General features: G+C 59.6%; 15 protein-coding genes and 1 pseudogene. 15 read left to right on the forward strand and 1 reads right to left on the reverse strand.

Features of this window, described 5'->3' with window-relative positions:
* Positions 1–6 precede the first annotated feature (6 nt).
* The 14 genes from BLW11_RS14790 (at position 7) to BLW11_RS14855 (ending at position 15,356) form a co-directional block, all read left to right on the forward strand.
* Complete coding sequence (locus tag BLW11_RS14790) at positions 7–780, forward strand: SDR family NAD(P)-dependent oxidoreductase (RefSeq protein WP_048358052.1); 774 nt, start codon at positions 7–9, stop codon at positions 778–780.
* Positions 781–790: 10 nt separating this feature from the next.
* Entirely contained in the window at positions 791–1,420 is a 630-nt protein-coding gene (locus BLW11_RS14795; RefSeq protein ID WP_048358051.1) for a nuclear transport factor 2 family protein, read from the forward strand.
* A gap of 12 nt (positions 1,421–1,432) precedes the next feature.
* Positions 1,433–2,506 carry an alkene reductase gene (locus tag BLW11_RS14800; protein WP_048358050.1) on the forward strand — a complete coding sequence of 358 codons (1,074 nt, stop codon included), beginning with the start codon at positions 1,433–1,435 and terminating at the stop codon, positions 2,504–2,506.
* On the forward strand, positions 2,503–4,365 hold the full coding sequence (locus BLW11_RS14805; RefSeq protein ID WP_048358049.1) for a long-chain-acyl-CoA synthetase: 1,863 nt from the start codon (positions 2,503–2,505) through the stop codon (positions 4,363–4,365). Before BLW11_RS14800 ends, BLW11_RS14805 begins: the two co-directional genes overlap by 4 nt.
* The gene (locus tag BLW11_RS14810) at positions 4,358–5,443 is read left to right on the forward strand and encodes an MBL fold metallo-hydrolase (protein WP_048358048.1); all 1,086 of its coding nucleotides are present in this window, start codon (positions 4,358–4,360) and stop codon (positions 5,441–5,443) included. The genes BLW11_RS14805 and BLW11_RS14810 overlap by 8 nt, the downstream gene beginning before the upstream one ends.
* A gap of 86 nt (positions 5,444–5,529) precedes the next feature.
* The gene (locus BLW11_RS14815) at positions 5,530–7,197 is read left to right on the forward strand and encodes a DUF1302 domain-containing protein (protein ID WP_048358047.1); all 1,668 of its coding nucleotides are present in this window, start codon (positions 5,530–5,532) and stop codon (positions 7,195–7,197) included.
* Between the two features lie 144 nt (positions 7,198–7,341).
* Entirely contained in the window at positions 7,342–8,553 is a 1,212-nt protein-coding gene (locus tag BLW11_RS14820) for a thiolase family protein (RefSeq protein WP_048358046.1), read from the forward strand.
* Positions 8,554–8,558: 5 nt separating this feature from the next.
* On the forward strand, positions 8,559–9,494 hold the full coding sequence (locus BLW11_RS14825) for a bifunctional OB-fold nucleic acid binding domain-containing protein/MaoC family dehydratase (RefSeq protein ID WP_048359453.1): 936 nt from the start codon (positions 8,559–8,561) through the stop codon (positions 9,492–9,494).
* Between the two features lie 186 nt (positions 9,495–9,680).
* A complete protein-coding gene (locus tag BLW11_RS14830) occupies positions 9,681–10,574 on the forward strand; it encodes a VOC family protein (protein ID WP_048358045.1) in 894 nt (297 codons plus the stop codon).
* A gap of 9 nt (positions 10,575–10,583) precedes the next feature.
* Positions 10,584–11,459, forward strand: coding sequence for a CoA transferase subunit A (locus BLW11_RS14835; protein ID WP_048358044.1), 876 nt, complete (start codon positions 10,584–10,586; stop codon positions 11,457–11,459).
* Between the two features lie 11 nt (positions 11,460–11,470).
* On the forward strand, positions 11,471–12,268 hold the full coding sequence (locus BLW11_RS14840) for a CoA-transferase subunit beta (protein WP_048358043.1): 798 nt from the start codon (positions 11,471–11,473) through the stop codon (positions 12,266–12,268).
* 14 nt (positions 12,269–12,282) lie between these two features.
* On the forward strand, positions 12,283–13,188 hold the full coding sequence (locus BLW11_RS14845) for an enoyl-CoA hydratase (RefSeq protein WP_048358042.1): 906 nt from the start codon (positions 12,283–12,285) through the stop codon (positions 13,186–13,188).
* Entirely contained in the window at positions 13,185–14,279 is a 1,095-nt protein-coding gene (locus BLW11_RS14850) for an NAD(P)H-dependent flavin oxidoreductase (protein ID WP_048358041.1), read from the forward strand. Before BLW11_RS14845 ends, BLW11_RS14850 begins: the two co-directional genes overlap by 4 nt.
* Before the next feature lie 417 nt (positions 14,280–14,696).
* Entirely contained in the window at positions 14,697–15,356 is a 660-nt protein-coding gene (locus BLW11_RS14855) for a DUF1120 domain-containing protein (RefSeq protein ID WP_048358040.1), read from the forward strand.
* Positions 15,357–15,771: 415 nt separating this feature from the next.
* Here the strand turns inward: BLW11_RS14855 and BLW11_RS14860 are convergent.
* Positions 15,772–16,407: pseudogene (locus BLW11_RS14860) on the reverse strand (IS5 family transposase).
* A 462-nt stretch (positions 16,408–16,869) separates the two neighbouring features.
* On the opposite strand from BLW11_RS14860, the gene BLW11_RS14870 reads away from it, so the two are divergent.
* Positions 16,870–17,511, forward strand: coding sequence for a DUF1120 domain-containing protein (locus BLW11_RS14870; protein WP_053069509.1), 642 nt, complete (start codon positions 16,870–16,872; stop codon positions 17,509–17,511).
* Positions 17,512–17,705 lie beyond the last annotated feature (194 nt).

Consider the following 17,705-nt stretch of genomic DNA (forward strand, 5'->3'; position numbering starts at 1 on the left):
CAGCTCATGGGTACTCGTTTACAAGACAAGGTTGCATTTATCACCGGTGCCGGTTCCGGCATTGGCGCGGCCACGGCACTGCGGTTTGCCGAAGAGGGCGCCCTGGTGGTGCTCTGCGGTCGTCGCATCGAGCCGCTGCAAGCGGTTGCCGCACAGATCCGTGACAGCGGTGGCCAGGCAGAATGCGCGGTGGCCGATGTCAGCAATGAAGCCGCTTATGTTGCCGCCATCAGCGAGGCGGCACAGCGCCACGGCCGACTGGATATTCTGGTCAACAATGCCATGGCCTACAGCTGGGGTGCGATTGACAGCACCTCGACCGCTGACTGGCACTCCAATTTTGCGACCACTGTGGACGGCACCTTTTGGGGGACGCGCACGGCCATGGGCCTGATGCGCGCTCAGGGCAGCGGGTCGATCATCAACCTGGCATCGATCTGCGGCCAGTTCGGTACGCCATGGATGGCCGGCTACAGCGCAGCCAAGGCCGCGGTGATCAATTTCAGCCGCGCCGCCGCCAGCGAAGGCGCCAGCCACAACATTCGGTGCAACGTGGTCAGCCCGGGTGTGGTCGAGACGCCCGCCACGGCCGGCATGCTCACCGACGACAAGACCCGCACCAATACCGAAAAACTGATCCCGCTCAGGCGCGTCGGCCAACCCGTAGAAGTGGCCAACGCCATTCTGTTTCTGGCCAGCGACGAAGCCTCGTATATCACCGGCGCCTGCTTGCCGGTCGATGGCGGGCGCAGCAGCGAGCTGTACACGGTATTGGAATAAGGACCCTTTTATGGAACAGAACGCCTTGCTTGCCCGTCTCGATCGGCTGGAGTCGATAGAAGAAATTCGCCAGTTGGCCGGCAAATATTCGTTGTCGCTGGACATGCGCGACCTCGATGCCCACGTCAATCTGTTTGCCGAAGACATCCGCGTCGGCCGCGAAAAAACCGGGCGTGCGCACCTTAAAGCCTGGGTCGATGACACTTTGCGTGATCAGTTTCATGGCACCTCCCATCACCTTGGCCAGCACCTGATCGAGTTCACCGACCCTGACCATGCCGTGGGCGTGGTGTATTCCAAGAACGAGCACGAGACCGGCCCCGAGTGGGTCACCATGCAAATGCTCTATTGGGATGACTATGAGCGGATGCAGGGCCGCTGGTATTTCCGTCGTCGCCTGCCGTGCTACTGGTACGCCAGTGACCTCAACAAGCCACCGATTGGCACGCAAAAAATGCGTTGGCCGGGGCGCGAACCCTACGCCGGCACTTTCCACGACCTGTTCCCGTCCTGGACCGAGTTCTGGGCCAATCGTCCGGACAAGGATCAGCTGCCCCAAGTGGCTACAGCGGCCCCGGTCGAACACTTTCTTGCCACCCTGCGCCGTGGGGCTGGCGCACCGAAAATTCGCGTGCGCTAAGGAGCCACCCCTATGAGTATTTTGTTTGAACCTGTGCGCCTCGGTGACCTTGAGCTGGCCAACCGTATCGTCATGGCACCCATGACCCGCAGCCGCGCCGATCAGCACGGGGTACCGACTGCCGAAATGGTCGAGTACTACCGTCAGCGTGCGTCGGCCGGGCTGATCGTTGCCGAAGGCACTGCGCCTTCAGCCAGTGGCCTGGGCTATTGCCGTACCCCGGCGATTTACAACGCCGAGCAGATCGCCGCCTGGAAGGCCGTGACCGATGCGGTCCACGCCGAAGGCGGTTTGATTGTGCTGCAACTGATGCACGTAGGCCGTGCCTCCAGCGCCCATAACAAGCCGGCAGGGGCGACGACGGTAGCGCCGTCGGCCCTGCGCGCACGTACCCAGCTGTTCACCGACACCGCCGGTATGGTGGACACCGATGAACCCCGGGCCCTGTCTTTGCAAGAGATCGCTCAGGTCATCGAGGAATATCGCCAGGCCGCGTTGAATGCGCGCGAAGCCGGGTTCGACGGGGTTGAGTTGCACTGCACCAGCGGCTATTTGCCAATGCAGTTCATGGCCTCGGGCAGCAACCTGCGCGACGACCAGTACGGTGGCAGCGTCGAGAACCGCGTGCGCTTCCCGGCGCAGGTGCTGGCGGCCATGGCCTCGGCCATCGGTGCCGGGCGCGTGGCGCTGCGCCTGTGTCCAGGCAACCCGTTCAATGACATCGATGACGAAGACCCGATGGCCACCGCCGTAGCGCTGTGCAAGGCCGCCGAACCCATGGGGCTGGCTTACGTGCACATCATGCGTTCGCCTCTGGCTGAGCTGGATGCCTTTGCCCTGGCCCAGCGCCATTGCAGCAACGGCCTGATCCTCAATGACGGTTTTGACGGTGAGTCGGCCGAGGCTGCGCTGCAGGCCGGGCAGGGTGAGGCGGTGTCGTTTGCCCGTCACTTTATTGCCAACCCGGATCTGGTCGAGCGTCTGCGCAAGGGGCTGCCACTGGCCCGTTTCGACCGCAAGACCTTGTATTCCCCGGGCCCCGAAGGCTACAGCGATTACCCGCTGGGCGAGGCGGTGGCGCAATGAACGACATGTCCCGGATCAGTACTGCAACGGCGCCAAGGCAGCAACCGGTGCCGCGGGAGCACACCCAGGCGCTGCTGGATTTGCGTGCTGCGGCCAGTGCCCGGATCAAACCGGCAGACCTGTACACCCTGGCCGACCGTCTTGAAGCGCAGGCGCAGGCTTTTCCTGAACGCACGTTCCTGATCGATGGCGACCAGCGCTTCAGCTACGCCCAGGTCAATGCTCAGGCCGATCGCATGGCCCACGTGTTTTACGAAAAGGGTCTGCGTGCGGGCCATGTGTGCGCGATTGCCATGGAGAACCGTCCGCAGTTTTTCTTCTGCTGGTTCGGGCTGGTCAAGCTCGGCGCCGTGGTGGCGTTTATCAACACCCAGGTCAACGGCAAGCCTCTGGTCCATGCACTGCAATCCACCGCGGCCAAGGCGGTGGTGGTCGGTGAGGAATGCCTGGCCAATCTGCTGAGCACTGAAGGCCTGCCGGATGTGCCGTTGTGGCTGGTCGAGGATGGGCAAAACCCCTTTGTCGGTGAATTGCCGGCCAGTGTCGATATCCATTTTGGCGAGCAAATTGCCCGTGCCCCAGGCACGGTCTTCCCCCGTGAAGTACGTGCCGCCGTGACGGCTGAAACCACCACGTTGCTGATTTTTACCTCAGGCACCACCGGTCTGCCCAAGGCGGCGCGCTACAGCCATATGCGCTGGATGTCCTCGGGTGACGTGATGGAAGTCACCCTGGGCGCCACCTGTGAAGACGTGTTTTATTGCTGCCTGCCGCTGTACCACGGCGCGGCCGCCACTTCGGTGACGTCGACCGCCTTGCGGGTGGGCGCAAGCATTGTGGTGCGGCGCAAGTTCAGCGTGCGTGAGTTTTGGCCCGACGTGCGCCGCAACCAGATCACCGTGTTCCAGTACATCGGCGAAATTTGCCGTTACCTGCTCAATCAGCCCGTGGTGGCCGGTGAGCGCGAACACAGCCTGCGTCACATGCTTGGTGCAGGCCTGACGCCTGAATCGTGGCAGCGCTGGCTGGACCGCTTCGGCCCGATCCAGGTGTTTGAAGGCTGGGGCGCCACCGAAGCCAACGCCAACCTGATCAACGTCGACAACTATGTGGGTTCTTGTGGCCGGGTGCCGGACTGGAGCCGCACCAACCTGCGACTGGTGCGCTACGACGTCGAAAGCGACAGTCATCCGCGGGACGAAAACGGGTTTTATCAGCTGTGCCAACCCGGTGAATTGGGTGAGGCGATGGGCTTTATCGTTGACCATCCGCAAATTGGCGGCGGGCGTTTCGAGGGTTACACCAGCGCGGCTGCCAGCGAGAGCAAGATCCGCCGTGATGTGTTCCAGGCCGGGGACGCCTACTGGAGTTCGGGCGATCTGCTGCGCTACGACGACGACGGCTATTTCTACTTCGTAGACCGCATCGGCGATACCTTCCGCTGGAAAAGCGAAAACGTCTCGACTCTTGAAGTGGCGGACACCCTCAGCGACATGCCAGGCCTTGAGCTGATCAACGTGTACGGCGTCCAGGTGCCCGAGCACGAAGGGCGTGCCGGCATGGCTGCGATTCTGATGCAGGCCGGGCACAGCTTTGATCCGCAGGCTTTCTATGAACTGACCGAAGCGCGTTTGCCGCGTTATGCGGCGCCGGTGTTTGTGCGGGTTTCGGCGGCAGCAGACCTGACCAGTACCTTCAAGTTGCGCAAGGTTGATCTGCAGCGTCAGGGCTATGCACCGGGGTTGTTTGCCGACCCGCTGTTTGTGCGTGATGAAAACACCCGCACCTATCAGCCGTATTCGCTGCACGTGCTGGCCCGTGCCGGTTTGCTGCCGTTTGCAGGCAGCAGCCATGAGTGAATTCGACGCCCAAGGGCATGAATGGCGTGACGGTCTGCGTTACCCGTGGCCGCAGGCTCCGGCCAGCGGCCAGGTGCAGGAAGTAGCCGAGGGCGTGCTCTGGCTGCGCATGCCGCTGCCGTTCGGGCTCGATCACATCAACCTGTATCTGTTGCGTCACGGCGATGGCTGGGTGGCGGTCGATACGGGCCTCAACAGCGATCAATGCCGTGAGGTGTGGGAGCAAGTGTTTGTAGAGGTGCTCTCGGGCTTGCCGCTCAAGGCGGTGATCTGCACGCATTTTCACAGTGATCACACTGGCGTGGTCGGTTGGTTGGCTGAACGTTTCCGCTGCCCGGTATTGATGACTCAGGGTGAGTTTCAGGCGCTGCATCACGGCCCGCCAAAGGCTGCTGAGCCGGACTGGGCGTTTCTCGATTTCTATCAAAAGGCCGGGTTCAGTGCAGAGCGCGCCACATCGTTGCTGCCGCTGATCCAGGGCGAGCACTTTCGTCCGCAGCTGGTCGCCGGGTTTACCCGTTTGAGCCATGGCAGCCGGCTCAACATCGGCGGTCGCCGCTGGGAGGTGGTGATGGGTAACGGGCATTCGCCGGAGCATGCGTGTCTGTACGCGCCGGACGACGGGTTGCTGATTTCGGGCGATCAGGTGTTGCCCCGTATCACCTCGACCATTGCGGTGTATGTCCCCGAACCTGAAGCCAATCCATTGCGTGACTGGCTGGACTCTATCGAACGGCTGCGCGTGATCCCCGACAGCGTGCTGGTGCTGCCGGCCCATGAGCGGCCGTTTTTCAATCTGCATCTGCGACTGGATCAGTTGCGCGATCACCATCTCAAACATTTGCAGCAGTTGCTCCAGGCCTGCGAGGAACCGCGCACGGCGCTGGAGATGATGGCGGTGTTGTTTAAGAAACTGTCAGGTCGTTTTGACGAACTGATGGCGCTTGGGGAGACGTTGGCTCACGCCAATTACCTTATGGCCGAGGGGGCGCTCGTTCGTGAGGAACAAGGAGGGCTGCATCGTTATCGGGTAGCCCCGACAGGAGTCGTGAAGTTCGACCCGCTTGAGTTGTTTTGAGCAGTAGCTATAGGCGCGGTATGCAGAACGCAATGACGCTTGAACCCATCGAGGCGGCCATCGAGTCGTCAATCAGGAGAGGCAGAGTGATCAATAAAAATAACAATAAATGTCTTGGGCAGCGCTCGCACGGCTATCAGGTCAGTGGCCTGGCGATCGCGGTTGCACTGGTATCCAGCCCGTTGTGGGCAGGGGACACCATCGAGTTTGAAGACGGCACCACCATTGATTGGTCGGTCACCACCAGTTACGGCATAGGCACGCGCCTGGCCAGCCCCAGCAACAGGCTGATGGGCGTTAACGCCGATGACCCGAACCGCAACTTCGATCAGCACAGCCTCACCACCAACCGGGTGGGCGCGCTGGGCGAGATGATCTTGCGCAAGGACAACTACGGCGCGGTCGTACGGGCCAGTACCTTCTATGACGACGTGTACCACCGCAAGAATGACAACGACTCACCGGCCACCGTCAACAAGTACGGCAGCAATGACGAGTTCACCAGCGACACGCGCTACTACAGCGGTGGCCGCACCAAATTGCTCGACGCCTACGTGTTCGGCGGCTGGCGCTTCGAGAACGACACCATGCTCGACGTCAAGGCCGGTCGCCATATCGAGTCGTGGGGCGAGAGCCTTTACTACCCGGGCGTCAACGGCGTACAGAACCCGTCCGATGCGGTAAAGGCCGCGCAGCCGGGGGTTGAGGTCAAGGAAGTGTTGCTGCCGGTCGGGCAGTTCTCGGCTTCGTACCGGATCAACCCTGAAGTCACCTTGGGCGGCTACGTGCAGTACGAGTGGAAGGGCACCGAACTGCCACCGGTGGGCAGCTTCCTGTCGACCTCGGACGTGATCGGGCCGGGCCGCGAGTTTTTGTACATGGGGAACAACAAGGTGCCTTATCTGGGTACCGACGAACCACGTAACAGCGGCCAATGGGGTGCGCAAATCCGCTGGCGTCCGATCACTGACATCGAGATGTCGCTGTTCCATGTGGTCTACCACGATAAAAACCCGGCCACCGCCTTGATTGGCTGGGACCCGGCGCCAGGTGGTCCGGGCGGTCTGGCTTACAAGGCCAACGGTTATCGGGTCAAGTACTTTGAAGACATCAAACTGACCGGTGTCAGTGCCACCACCAAGTTGGGTGAATACCAGTTGGGGGCGGAGTGGTCCTATCGTGACGGCGCACCGGTGATGGTCAATACCGGACTGGGCCCGGTGCCTGCCAAGGGCAAGGGCCAGCAGTTCCAGTTGTCGGCAATGCGCATTCTGGGTGACCGCCCTTGGGCCAGCCAGACCACATTGACCGGTGAAATCGTTACCGTGCGTGCGGACCATGCGGACGATACGTCGGCGGCCCCGAACCTCGAAGGCTTGCCACTGTTGCCGTCGCTGGCACCGTCGGTGCAGCCGTCCAATGACTACACCTACAAGACTGCTACGGCATGGCGCACCCGCTCGGCGAGTGCGTACACCGTGGGCGCCTCGTTCAGTTACCCGGGTGTGTTCCAGGGCTGGGACCTTGAGGTTCCGTTCACCTTCTCGGACGTGTTCAGCGGTGCTGCTCCGATGTCCGGGACCATCGCCGGGGTGGCCGGTGATCGCCGCCTGAGTGCGGGCACGACCTTCAAGTACCTGAGCAACCTGGAAGTGTCGCTCAAGTACATCGGATACCTGGGGTCACCTGACCCGATCTATCGCCCGCTGGCAGACCGTGACTACGCCACGTTCTCGATGAAATACACCTTCTAAAACTGCACAACTGTGTAGCCGCTGGCACAGGCTGCAACAAGGGCCGCAGGACCTTCGCTTTTAAAAGCAGGGTCGCTGCGCAACCCATCGCAGCCTGCGGCAGCGGCTACAGAGTCATGGTGCAACTGGAATAGAGAGAAACCTATGGGTCTTAAAGGTCACGCGGCCATTGTTGGCAGCGCTCAGTACAAGCCGGAGAAATACGCCACGGCCCCGCGCATGTTCCATCTGGAGCAAGTTGCCGACCTGGCTGCCCAGGCGTTACGCGATGCCGGTTTGCAGGCATCCGACCTCGACGGGCTGGTGATCAATGGCCCGCAATTTCATGAAGCCTCGGTGTTCGTACCGGCCATGGCCGCCGAATACCTGGGCTTGCGTCTCAATTTTGCCGAAGTCGTCGACCTTGGCGGCTGTACCTCGGTCGGCATGGTCTGGCGTGCTGCCGCCGCCATCGAGCTGGGTTTGTGCCAGGCGGTCCTGTGCGTGTTGCCTGCGCGCATGGCGCCCATGGGCCCGGATGAAGACGCCAGCTGGATGGCCCGGGCCATGCGCTTCGGTGGCCACAGCACCGCGTTCGGCGCACCCGAAGCCGAGTTTGACCTGCCCTACGGCCACATGGGCCAGAACACCGGCTACGCGATGATCGCCCAGCGCTACGCGGCGCAGTATGGCTACGACCCACGGGCGCTGGCCAAAATCGCAGTCGACCAGCGCACCAATGCGCAGTACAACCCGCAAGCCATGTTTTACGGGCAACCGTTGACCATCGAGCAAGTGCTGGCCAGCAAAAAAGTGGCCGACCCGCTGCACGTGCTGGAAATCGTCATGCCGGTGGCCGGTGGCGCCGCGATGATTATCGCGTCCAGAGAAGTGGCCGCCCGTGCCCGCAAACGCCCGTCATTCATTACCGGTTTCGGCGAGCACCTGGCGTTCAAGTCGCCGTCCTATGCGCACGACATGCTGCACACCCCGATCGGTCCGGCTTCGCGCCGCGCCTTCGACATGGCCGGGCTCAAACCGGCAGATGTGGACGCCGCGCAAATTTACGACTGCTACACCATCACCGCCTTGCTGACCCTGGAAGACGCCGGTTTTTGCGCCAAGGGCGAGGGCATGAGCTTTGTGCGCGAGCACGACCTGACCTGGCGCGGCGATTTCCCGATGAACACCCACGGCGGCCAGCTCAGCTTTGGCCAGGCCGGTTCGGCCGGTGGCATGAGCCAGGTGATCGAGGCTGTGACGCAAATCGCCGGTGAAGCCGGTGAGCGTCAGCTCAAGCAGTGCGACACGGTGTACGTCTCAGGCACCGGTGGGGTGATGAGCGAGCAGGGTGCATTGATTCTTCAGGGAGCATGATTGCGATGTCGAACAACAAACCAATGCCGGTGCCGACCGAGATTTCTGCACCGTTCTGGGAAGGCCTGAAGGCTGAGCGCCTGCTGATTCAGCAGTGCGACCAGTGCAGCCACTGGGTGTTTTACCCGCGCCGGCACTGCCCGGCGTGCTTTGCCCATGCGCTGACCTGGCGTGAAGTCAGCGGCGGGGCGACGCTGTACAGCTATACCGTGACCCGCATCGCGACCCTGCCGGACTTCGCCGATGAAATGCCGCAGATGCTGGCGGTGATTGAACTGGATCAGGGCGTTCGGATCAACAGCAACCTGGTGGGCCTGGACGAGTCCGAAGTGACCATCGGCATGCGCCTGCAACCGGTGTTTGCCGAAGTCGATGGCAAGGGCGCGCGGTTGCTGCGTTTCACCGGGATGGACAAGGACCCTGTGGCCTTGAAGGCGATGAAGACCGTCGAGCAGCCGGTTGTGCAAGCAGCGGCGGTACGCCAGATTGCGCTGGATGACGAGGCGGCACTGCAGTCATTGATCAGTGAAGACTTCAGCCCGTGGAGCAATCAGGTGGTGGTGGATCAGGCCTTGATCGACACCTTTGCCCAGCTGTCGGGTGATGACTACTGGATCCACACCGACCCTGAGCGTGCGCGCAAGCAGAGCCCGTTTGGCGGCACCATCGCCCATGGTGCGCTGGTGCAGATCCTGCAATCGCGGATGAAGCTGAACCTGGGGTACGAGATCACCGGCTTCAGCAACATGATCAACTACGGTTCGGACCGTCTGCGCTTCCCGGCGCCGGTACCCGCAGGCTCGACGATCCATGCCCGGGCGCGGGTCAAGCGTGTGGAGCGGGTCAAAAGCGGTACTCAACTGACTCTTGAGCTCAATACTCATGTACTGGGCAGCGAGCGGCCATCGGTGATCAATGAGCTGGTGATTCTCTATATGTAATCCCGTGGGAGCGAGCCTGCTCGCGAAAGCGATCATCCAGTCAACACGCTTTCGCGAGCAGGCTCGCTCCCACTGTTTTATGTGTGTTGCGCCAATCGAGCTTTAGTCTCAACGGACGATGAGCCCCGCCCCCATCCTTCCCATACTGCCCCAAGCCAATAAATACAGGCATTGAGGAGCAGGCACATGATCGACATTCGTGGTTTGAGCTACTTCGTTGCAGAGTCCCAGGACCCCGTTCAGTGGCAGCGTTATGCCCAGGACGTGCTCGGGATGATGGTCAGCGAAGCACCCGCCGGCGGCGTGTACGTGAAGATGGATGAGCGTCCGTTTCGCATGCTGATCGTGCCTGGTGGCGAGTCGCGCTATCTGGCCTCCGGTTGGGAACTGGCCAGTGAAAAGGCATTCAATGCCGCCATTCAGGTGCTGGATCAAGCCGATGTCAGCTGGCGCCCGGGCACCGCAGAGCAGTGCGATCAGCGCGGTGTGCAAGCGCTGCTGCATGTCACCGACCCTTCGGGCAACCGCCATGAATTGAGCTGGGGCCATCGCTCCGATTGCCAACCCTTTGTCTCGCCTCAAGGTGTGCCGGGCTTTGTCACCGGTGACATGGGCCTGGGGCACACCGTGCTGCCTGCGCCGAATTTCGATGCCACCCTGGCCTTTGCCAAGGACGTGCTGGGCTTTGAGCTGTCGGACATTTTCAACTTCCGCCCGGACCCGTCGGCACCACCGGTGCGCATCCACTTTTTGCATTGCAAAAACAGCCGTCACCACAGCCTGGCACTGGCTGAATACCCGGTGCCATCGGGCTGCGTGCATGTGATGGTCGAGGTCGAGTCCATGACCGAAGTGGGCCGCGCCCACGACCGGCGTATCGCCCACGACGTGCCGTTGTCGGCCACTTTGGGCCAGCACCTGAACGACCGCATGACCTCTTTTTACATGAAAACACCTTCGGGCTTTGACCTGGAGTACGGCTATGGCGGCTTGCTGGTGGATTGGCAAGACCACAGCGCTTTTGAATTCACCCGGGTAAGCCTGTGGGGCCACGATTTTTCCGTCGGCCAAGAACAGTAAGGAGTCACGATGAACAAGCAAATGACAGCGGCAGACGTGGTTGGCCAGTTGCGCGACGGCATGACCATCGGCTTTGGCGGCTGGGGCCCGCGGCGCAAGCCCATGGCGATTGTGCGCGAGATCCTGCGCTCGGACGTCAAGGACCTGACCGTGGTGGCCTATGGCGGTCCTGAAGTCGGCATGCTCTGCGCTGCGGGCAAGGTCAAGAAACTGGTGTTCGGCTTTGCCACCCTCGATGCGATCCCGCTCGAAGCCTACTTTCGCAAGGCCCGCGAGGCCGGCGAGCTGGAGCTGATGGAACTGGACGAAGGCATGCTGCAATGGGGCCTGCGCGCCGCGGGCATGCGCTTGCCGTTTTTGCCGACCCGTTGCGGTTTGGCCACCGATGTCAGCCGCCTGAATCCGGACATCAAGCAGGTGCAGTCGCCTTATGACGATGGCGAGGTGCTGCTGGCCATGCCGGCGCTGAATCTGGATATGGCGTTCTTGCACGTCAACGTGGCAGACCGTCTGGGCAACACCCTGGTCACCGGCCCCGATCCGTATTTCGACCATCTGTTCGCCCGTGCCGCCAAGCAGTGCTTTGTGTCCTGTGAGCGCATCGAGGAGCGTTTGAGCCTGGATGCCACCCAGGCCCGTTTCAACACCTTCGAGCGTTACCTGGTCAGCGGCGTGGTGCATGCACCGTTCGGCGCGCACCCGACGTCGTGCCCGTCCGACTACGGCTGGGACATGAGCCATCTGAAACGCTACAGCGCCAGTGCTGCCGAAGAAGGCGGCTGGGCAGGCTACATGGCGGAGTTTGTGACCCCGGGCGAGAGCGCCTATCAAGCCAGCAATGGCGGTGTCGATCGACTGAGCGCCTTGGCGCTGCCCGTGTTTTAAGGAGTATGAATATGACTGCTACGTGCGAATTTACCCTGGCTGAACTGTTGATCGTGGCCTCCTGCGAAGCCTGGCGCGGCAACGGCGAAGTGATTGCTTCGGGCCTGGGCGTGATCCCGCGTCTGGGCGCGAGCCTGGCCAAACTGACCCACAGCCCTGAACTGTTGATGACCGACAGCGAAGCGTTTCTGGTGGAAGAACCGATCCCGTTGGGGCCCCGTGGCGACTATGTGCCGCGTTACTCGGGCTACCTGTCGTTCGAGCGGGTCTTTGAATGTGTATGGGGCGGGCGCCGTCACGCGATGATCGGACCCACCCAGATCGACCGTTGGGGCCAGACCAACCTGTCGTGTATCGGCGACTATCAAAAGCCCAAAGTGGCGATGCTCGGCGTGCGTGGCTTGCCGGGCAACAGCATCAACCATATCAACTCGTTCTTCGTGCCAAGCCATAACACCCGGGCGTTTGTTTCGGGTGAAGTGGACATGGTGTCGGGCGTCGGTTTCAAGGATGAGCGCTGGGAAGAGGGCATGCGCCGCGACCTGATGGACATTCGTCTGATCGTCACCGACCTGTGCGTGATGGACTTCGGCGGCCCGGACCGGGCGGTACAGGTTCGCTCCCTGCACCCAGGTGTGAGCTTTGAAGAAGTGCAGGAAAAGACCGGCTTCCCGTTGCTCAAGGCTGCCGACCTCAAGCAGACCGTAGCGCCGACGCCGGAGCAACTGGCAGTGATCCGCCGGCTCGACCCCCATGACTATCGCGCAGCTGCGCTCAAGGGCAACCCGCCCGGCATCCGTCAGGCCTAAGGCAAGGAATCGTCATGAGCAGTGACAGCGAATTTGTGCAGCGGGCTGATACCGCTGTGTATGAAACTGAAGAACCGGTGCTGTATGACGTGGCCGATGGCATTGCCACGCTGACCATGAACCGGCCCACCGTCAATAATGCGCAAAACTCGCAGATGACCTATGCCCTGGACGATGCCTTTCGCCGCGCCGTGAATGACGACGCGGTGAAGGTCATTGTGCTGCGTGGCAATGGCAAGCACTTCTCTGCGGGGCACGATATCGGCACGCCGGGGCGCGATATCAACAAGTCGTTTGATCGTGCCAGCCTGTGGTGGGATCACACCAACAAGCCGGGTGGCGAGTACCTGTATGCCCGCGAGCAGGAGGTGTACCTGGGCATGTGCCGGCGCTGGCGCGAGTTGCCCAAGCCGACCATTGCCATGGTGCAGGGCGCGTGCATTGCCGGTGGGCTGATGCTGGCTTGGGTGTGCGACTTGATCGTGGCCAGCGACGATGCGTTTTTCCAGGACCCTGTAGTGCGCATGGGGATTCCGGGAGTGGAGTATTTTGCCCACCCCTACGAACTGAACCCGCGCATTGCCAAAGAGTTCCTGTTTACCGGCGACCGGATGAGCGCCGAGCGTGCCTATCAAATGGGCATGGTCAACCGCCTGTTTGCCCGCGAGGCACTGGAAGCCGGCACCTATGCGCTGGCAGCGGCCATCGCCAAACAGCCGCGCATGGGGCTGGCGTTGACCAAGCAGGCGATCAACCACGTCGAAGACCTGCAGGGCAAGCGCACGGCCATGGACGCAGTGTTTGCCTGGCACCACTTTGCCCATAGCCATAACGAGTTGCTGTCGGGCGACAAGCTCGGCGGCTACGACGCCAAGGCGATGATTGAAGCGAACAAGACGGCTGCGGGTGAACGTCGATGAGCGAGTACCTGCAAACGGCGTTGACCGATGCATTGGGCTGTCGTTACCCCATCGTGCAAACCGCGATGGGCTGGGTGGCGGATGCCAACCTGGTGATCGCCAGCACCCGGGCCGGTGCCTTCGGGTTTCTGGCCGGAGCGACCATTGCGCCAGATCAGCTGGAAGCCGAGATCCAGCGGGTGATCGAGGCCACCGGCGGCAGCAATTTCGGTCTCAACTTCCACATGTTCCAGGAGAACGCCGCGCAGTGCGTGGACCTGGCCATTGAATACCGCTTGCGCGCGGTCAGTTATGGTCGCGGGCCGGATCGTCATACCATCGAGCGTTTCAAAAAGGCCGGCGTGCTGTGCATCCCCACCGTGGGCGCACTCAAACACGCGCTCAAGGCAGTGGAGCTGGGCGCGGACATGATCACCATCCAGGGCGGCGAAGGGGGCGGGCATACCGGTGGTGTGCCGAGCACCATATTGCTGCCACAGGTACTGGATGCGGTACGGGTGCCGGTCATAGCGGCGGGTGGTTATTCCACTGGCCGTGGTCTGGCAGGGGCGTTGGCCACAGGGGCGGCAGGGATTGCCATGGGCACGCGGTTCTTGATGACCAGAGAATCGCCCACGCCCATTGCCACGCTGGAGCGCTACGTAAAAGTCGCCGACCCGCAAAAAATCCGCGTGACCACGGCGGTGGACGGCATGCGCCACCGGATGATTGAAAACGCGTTTATCAATCGTCTGGAAAAGGCCAGTGCCTTTGGCCGTTTGCGCATTGCCCTGGGCAGCGCCTGGCAGTGGAAGCAACAGACCGGCATGAGCCTGGGACATATGCTCAGCGTGTTTGCCCAGTCGGTGAAGGAAGACCCGGGAGCCTTGTCGCAAACGGTGATGGCCGCCAACCAGCCGGTGCTGTTGCAGCGCTCCATGGTGGATGGCGTGCCGGATGAAGGGATCTTGCCGTGCGGGCAGGTGGCGGCGGCGATTGGCGAGTTGAAGACTTGCCAGGAGCTGATCGATGAGATGGTGCAAGAGGCTGAACGCTGCCTGGTGGCGGTTAACGTACGACATCAGGCCTTGGGCGACCGGTACCAGCGCTGAGGCAATGGGACTTCAAGCATCAGATTGTGTGAGCAATATTCAACTTGTGGGAGTGGGCTTGATTGCTATGCAGACGCTACGGTCTGGCAGGGGGAACCTGAGCGGTCACCCGAATGGCGGCGCAGCTCCCTGGCAGGCAACGCAAGGATAGCATTGTAGTCCGTTTCGAAGCCGCCGCTGATGCATGCATCCTGCCTGTAGCTTGATGGGAAAAGTGCTGATTAAGATTAGTCTCATAGTCAGGAATTTGTAGCGCTGTCATTATTTCTCCAGCAGTAGGGATTACTGCATTTGATCGTATCCATGGATGAATCGTGTGGGCAGAGAAGGCTGACTTTGATTAGATGATGTGACCCGTTTTCTGATCCGCTTTAAAAGCATGCTGTTGTGTATACAGATAAAAGAGAAGTAACTAAAATGAAAAAACTTATTGCAGTTAGCGCTGTGACGTCTGCATTGATGGTGCCGATGTTTGCAAGTGCTGCGACGACGGCCGAGTTGAAGTTGATTGGTACTATTACCCCCGCGGCATGCGTGCCCAATTTTACGGGCGGCTCTACTATTGATTACGGCACCATTCCAGCGAATACATTGAACGTTGCCGTGCAGACCAACTTGCCCGAAAAAAACACCACGTTGGCCGTGGTCTGTGAATCAGCCGTAAAGTTTGCCATCCGCAGAACGGATGATCGTTCCGCGTCTAAGGCAAGTGGGGTAGCCATAGCAGGCAGGGGTGAAACTTACATGAGCGGGCTGGGGGATGCCGAGAATGGAGCGAAGATTGGCGCTTACACGCTGAGAGTTTCCAATGAGGTTTCCGATACAGGTACTGTAAGTCGCCTGTTCTCCCAAGACGAAGGAGCTGTTTGGTTTAAATCGGCCGCGGCAAATAGTTACTTGGCGAATGGCGATATCCTGGGTTTTGGGGTTGACACTTCGAGCGACACGCCTTCCGCTCACAAGTCCATTACAGTGGACCTTAAAGTTAATGCCTCGATTGCTCCAGCCAACACACTGCCGCTTAACGACGAAATCAAGATTGATGGGCTGGGTAGCTTCGAAGTTGTGTACTTGTAATTAAAGATTGTTGAGTGTGTCGACAGTAAGTAACGTCTCAATTGCTTTTGATGGTCCTGGCTTGTAGTGCTGTACCATCACTTAAAGGTACGCTGGCCAAGTGTGTGTTCTTAGCCTTGGTCAGCGTACTTTTTTTGAGGCTCATGCTGTGGGCTAAAATTAGTGTAGTTTTAGTCAGCAAAATTGAACTCCTGGTGAGATGCCAAGCAACTGTGGAGCGAATCAGGTCAGAAACCCACCTCCCACATTCAGCGCAACCCCGCAGGTCTCGCTAGACGCATCGCTCGCCAGATACATACCCTGGAAAACACCCGGCGTTACGCCGTTGATCGAGTCAAGCTGGCGTACCTGTCCTTCGTAGTCTGCATTACGTGCTATCGCTATCAGCCGCGTTTATCGTCTGAAAACGCCGAGATTACCGATCATTTAATCCACCTTTGGCACAACCAACGAACGCACAAGCCTGCGAGACCATGACAGCATAACTTCTTGCAAGCTTGTCGACGCGGGTAACAATCCGGCGGTTTTCCTTCAGTCAGCCGAACATATGTTCAATACTGTTGCCTTGCCGGTACTTGTGACAATTAAAGAGCCTCGGCAACCCCGGTTTTGGTTTGCGTTTCATGCTGCGTAGAGGAATTACCGGCTGCATCCCACATCGGTCGCACTAGCGGTGTAACGCTTCGGCGTCATAGCCTTTATCCGCCTGCAACCATCGGCATCGCTTGCTGGTTATATAGGCTACGTCGAGTAACGGCTGGCTGAAGCGATATCGCTGGCTTGTCCGCCCGATAATAGAAACTTCAGTGGCACACCATTGGAATCGCACAGCATATGTATCTTGGTGGTCAGGCCGCCCCGGCTGCGTCCGAGAACATGATCTTGCGGTTCTTCAGGCCCTCTTTTTTTCGGCGCCCGAACAGAGCACCCAACGTATCCCGTTGGGCATCAAGCGATCATCTGCTCTCGAGCGCCCGCTACGGCGAGGTTCGTTGAAGACATCCGCAACCAAATCCCAGGTTGCGCCGGGGAGTTCGTACCGTTTTGCCATTATGGGCTCCTGCCTTTGATAGTGGCGGACTTTACTGAATCTCGATGTTTATGGGTTTCAAATTGGTTTCGGCTGATTTCGTACAGAACCTAAGGCAGGAGCCTCTGGGATTGGGCACTGCGTGGCGCCAATCATCAGTTCGCAATCCCAAATAGTCTGGTGTGAAACTCCATATTGAAAAGAGGCAAGGATATGGACCATAAGACAAATCTTAAAGCGCGAACAGTATTGACCCTTGCCCTCATGACTGTTGGCAGGCGCACGTCGACAGTCAATAACAAGTAATAGAGCCTTTATAGGCGAGGTGAGGAAGGTCGGGTGGCGTAATACGCTCAGGGATATAAAACTGCAAAACTAAGATTCGTCTTATATTCAGTGCTCAAAACTACCAATAAAATATGGCTGTAGAAATAGCTATGTCTGCAATGCCATGTTGAATCACTCCAATATAGAGAAGAAATAATGAAAAAGACGATAGGTTATACCCTGGTGGCTTCTGCCCTGATGTTTCCGGTTATGGCCAGTGCTGCAACCACTGCAGAATTGAAGTTGATCGGGACCATTACCCCGGTCGCGTGTGAACCGGTCTTTACTGGTGGTTCAACCATTGATTACGGCAACATTCTGGCGAGCTCGCTGAGCGCCTCCGAGCAGACCCGACTTCCCGATAAAGCCACCAGTCTCACGGTGACTTGTGATGCCCCCGTGAAGTTTGGCTTCAGCCTGGTGGATGAGCGCAGTGCAACGGCGGTTCCAGAATTGAATGGCACCACCAGCCCAATGTTCGGTTTGGGGGCGGCCGCCAATGGGGCATCCATTGGCGGTTACTGGTTGAGTATCAGTAATGAAACGGCTGACAGCGGTGCGGTAAATCGCTTGCAAAGCACTAATGGCGGTACTACCTGGGCCGCGTTCACTGGCAATATTTACGCGGATGGAAGCGTTGTCGGTTTTGGTGATGGTACGGCCGCCGCTCCCACCCCTCACACCTCTGTTGCAGTTGACTTGGGTGTCTACTCCTTTGTAGACAAGACCGAAAACTTGCCGATTACTGACACCATCAATATTGATGGTCTGGCGACCCTGGAAGTGAAATACCTGTAAGTCAATTTCTCATAGTGGGCGGCTAGTCCGTTATGCTGCAGGAACAGTTCGCCACGCTGAATGTTGTTTGCGATACGCCCATGAAGTTTGCGCTAACTGCAGTCGATGAGTGTGCATCTTCGACTGTTCCTGCAATAGTTATTAATGGCGCTACTGGCCGGGTAATGCTGGTGTAATTGGGCGCTCTAAAATGG

It is taken from the genome of Pseudomonas deceptionensis (genome assembly GCF_900106095.1).
In the GTDB taxonomy this organism is placed as follows: Bacteria; Pseudomonadota; Gammaproteobacteria; order Pseudomonadales; family Pseudomonadaceae; genus Aquipseudomonas; species Aquipseudomonas deceptionensis.

Excerpts from the sequence above, each read along its gene's own strand:
- BLW11_RS14845 (WP_048358042.1), top strand. The coding sequence starts at position 12,283 with ATGAGCAGTGACAGCGAATTTGTGCAGCGGGCTGATACCGCTGTGTAT.
- BLW11_RS14820 (WP_048358046.1), top strand. The coding sequence starts at position 7,342 with ATGGGTCTTAAAGGTCACGCGGCCATTGTTGGCAGCGCTCAGTACAAG.
- BLW11_RS14850 (WP_048358041.1), top strand. The coding sequence starts at position 13,185 with ATGAGCGAGTACCTGCAAACGGCGTTGACCGATGCATTGGGCTGTCGT.
- BLW11_RS14830 (WP_048358045.1), top strand. The coding sequence starts at position 9,681 with ATGATCGACATTCGTGGTTTGAGCTACTTCGTTGCAGAGTCCCAGGAC.
- BLW11_RS14855 (WP_048358040.1), top strand. The coding sequence starts at position 14,697 with ATGAAAAAACTTATTGCAGTTAGCGCTGTGACGTCTGCATTGATGGTG.
- BLW11_RS14790 (WP_048358052.1), top strand. The coding sequence starts at position 7 with ATGGGTACTCGTTTACAAGACAAGGTTGCATTTATCACCGGTGCCGGT.
- BLW11_RS14835 (WP_048358044.1), top strand. The coding sequence starts at position 10,584 with ATGAACAAGCAAATGACAGCGGCAGACGTGGTTGGCCAGTTGCGCGAC.
- BLW11_RS14800 (WP_048358050.1), top strand. The coding sequence starts at position 1,433 with ATGAGTATTTTGTTTGAACCTGTGCGCCTCGGTGACCTTGAGCTGGCC.
- BLW11_RS14810 (WP_048358048.1), top strand. The coding sequence starts at position 4,358 with ATGAGTGAATTCGACGCCCAAGGGCATGAATGGCGTGACGGTCTGCGT.
- BLW11_RS14870 (WP_053069509.1), top strand. The coding sequence starts at position 16,870 with ATGAAAAAGACGATAGGTTATACCCTGGTGGCTTCTGCCCTGATGTTT.
- BLW11_RS14840 (WP_048358043.1), top strand. The coding sequence starts at position 11,471 with ATGACTGCTACGTGCGAATTTACCCTGGCTGAACTGTTGATCGTGGCC.
- BLW11_RS14805 (WP_048358049.1), top strand. The coding sequence starts at position 2,503 with ATGAACGACATGTCCCGGATCAGTACTGCAACGGCGCCAAGGCAGCAA.
- BLW11_RS14795 (WP_048358051.1), top strand. The coding sequence starts at position 791 with ATGGAACAGAACGCCTTGCTTGCCCGTCTCGATCGGCTGGAGTCGATA.
- BLW11_RS14825 (WP_048359453.1), top strand. The coding sequence starts at position 8,559 with ATGTCGAACAACAAACCAATGCCGGTGCCGACCGAGATTTCTGCACCG.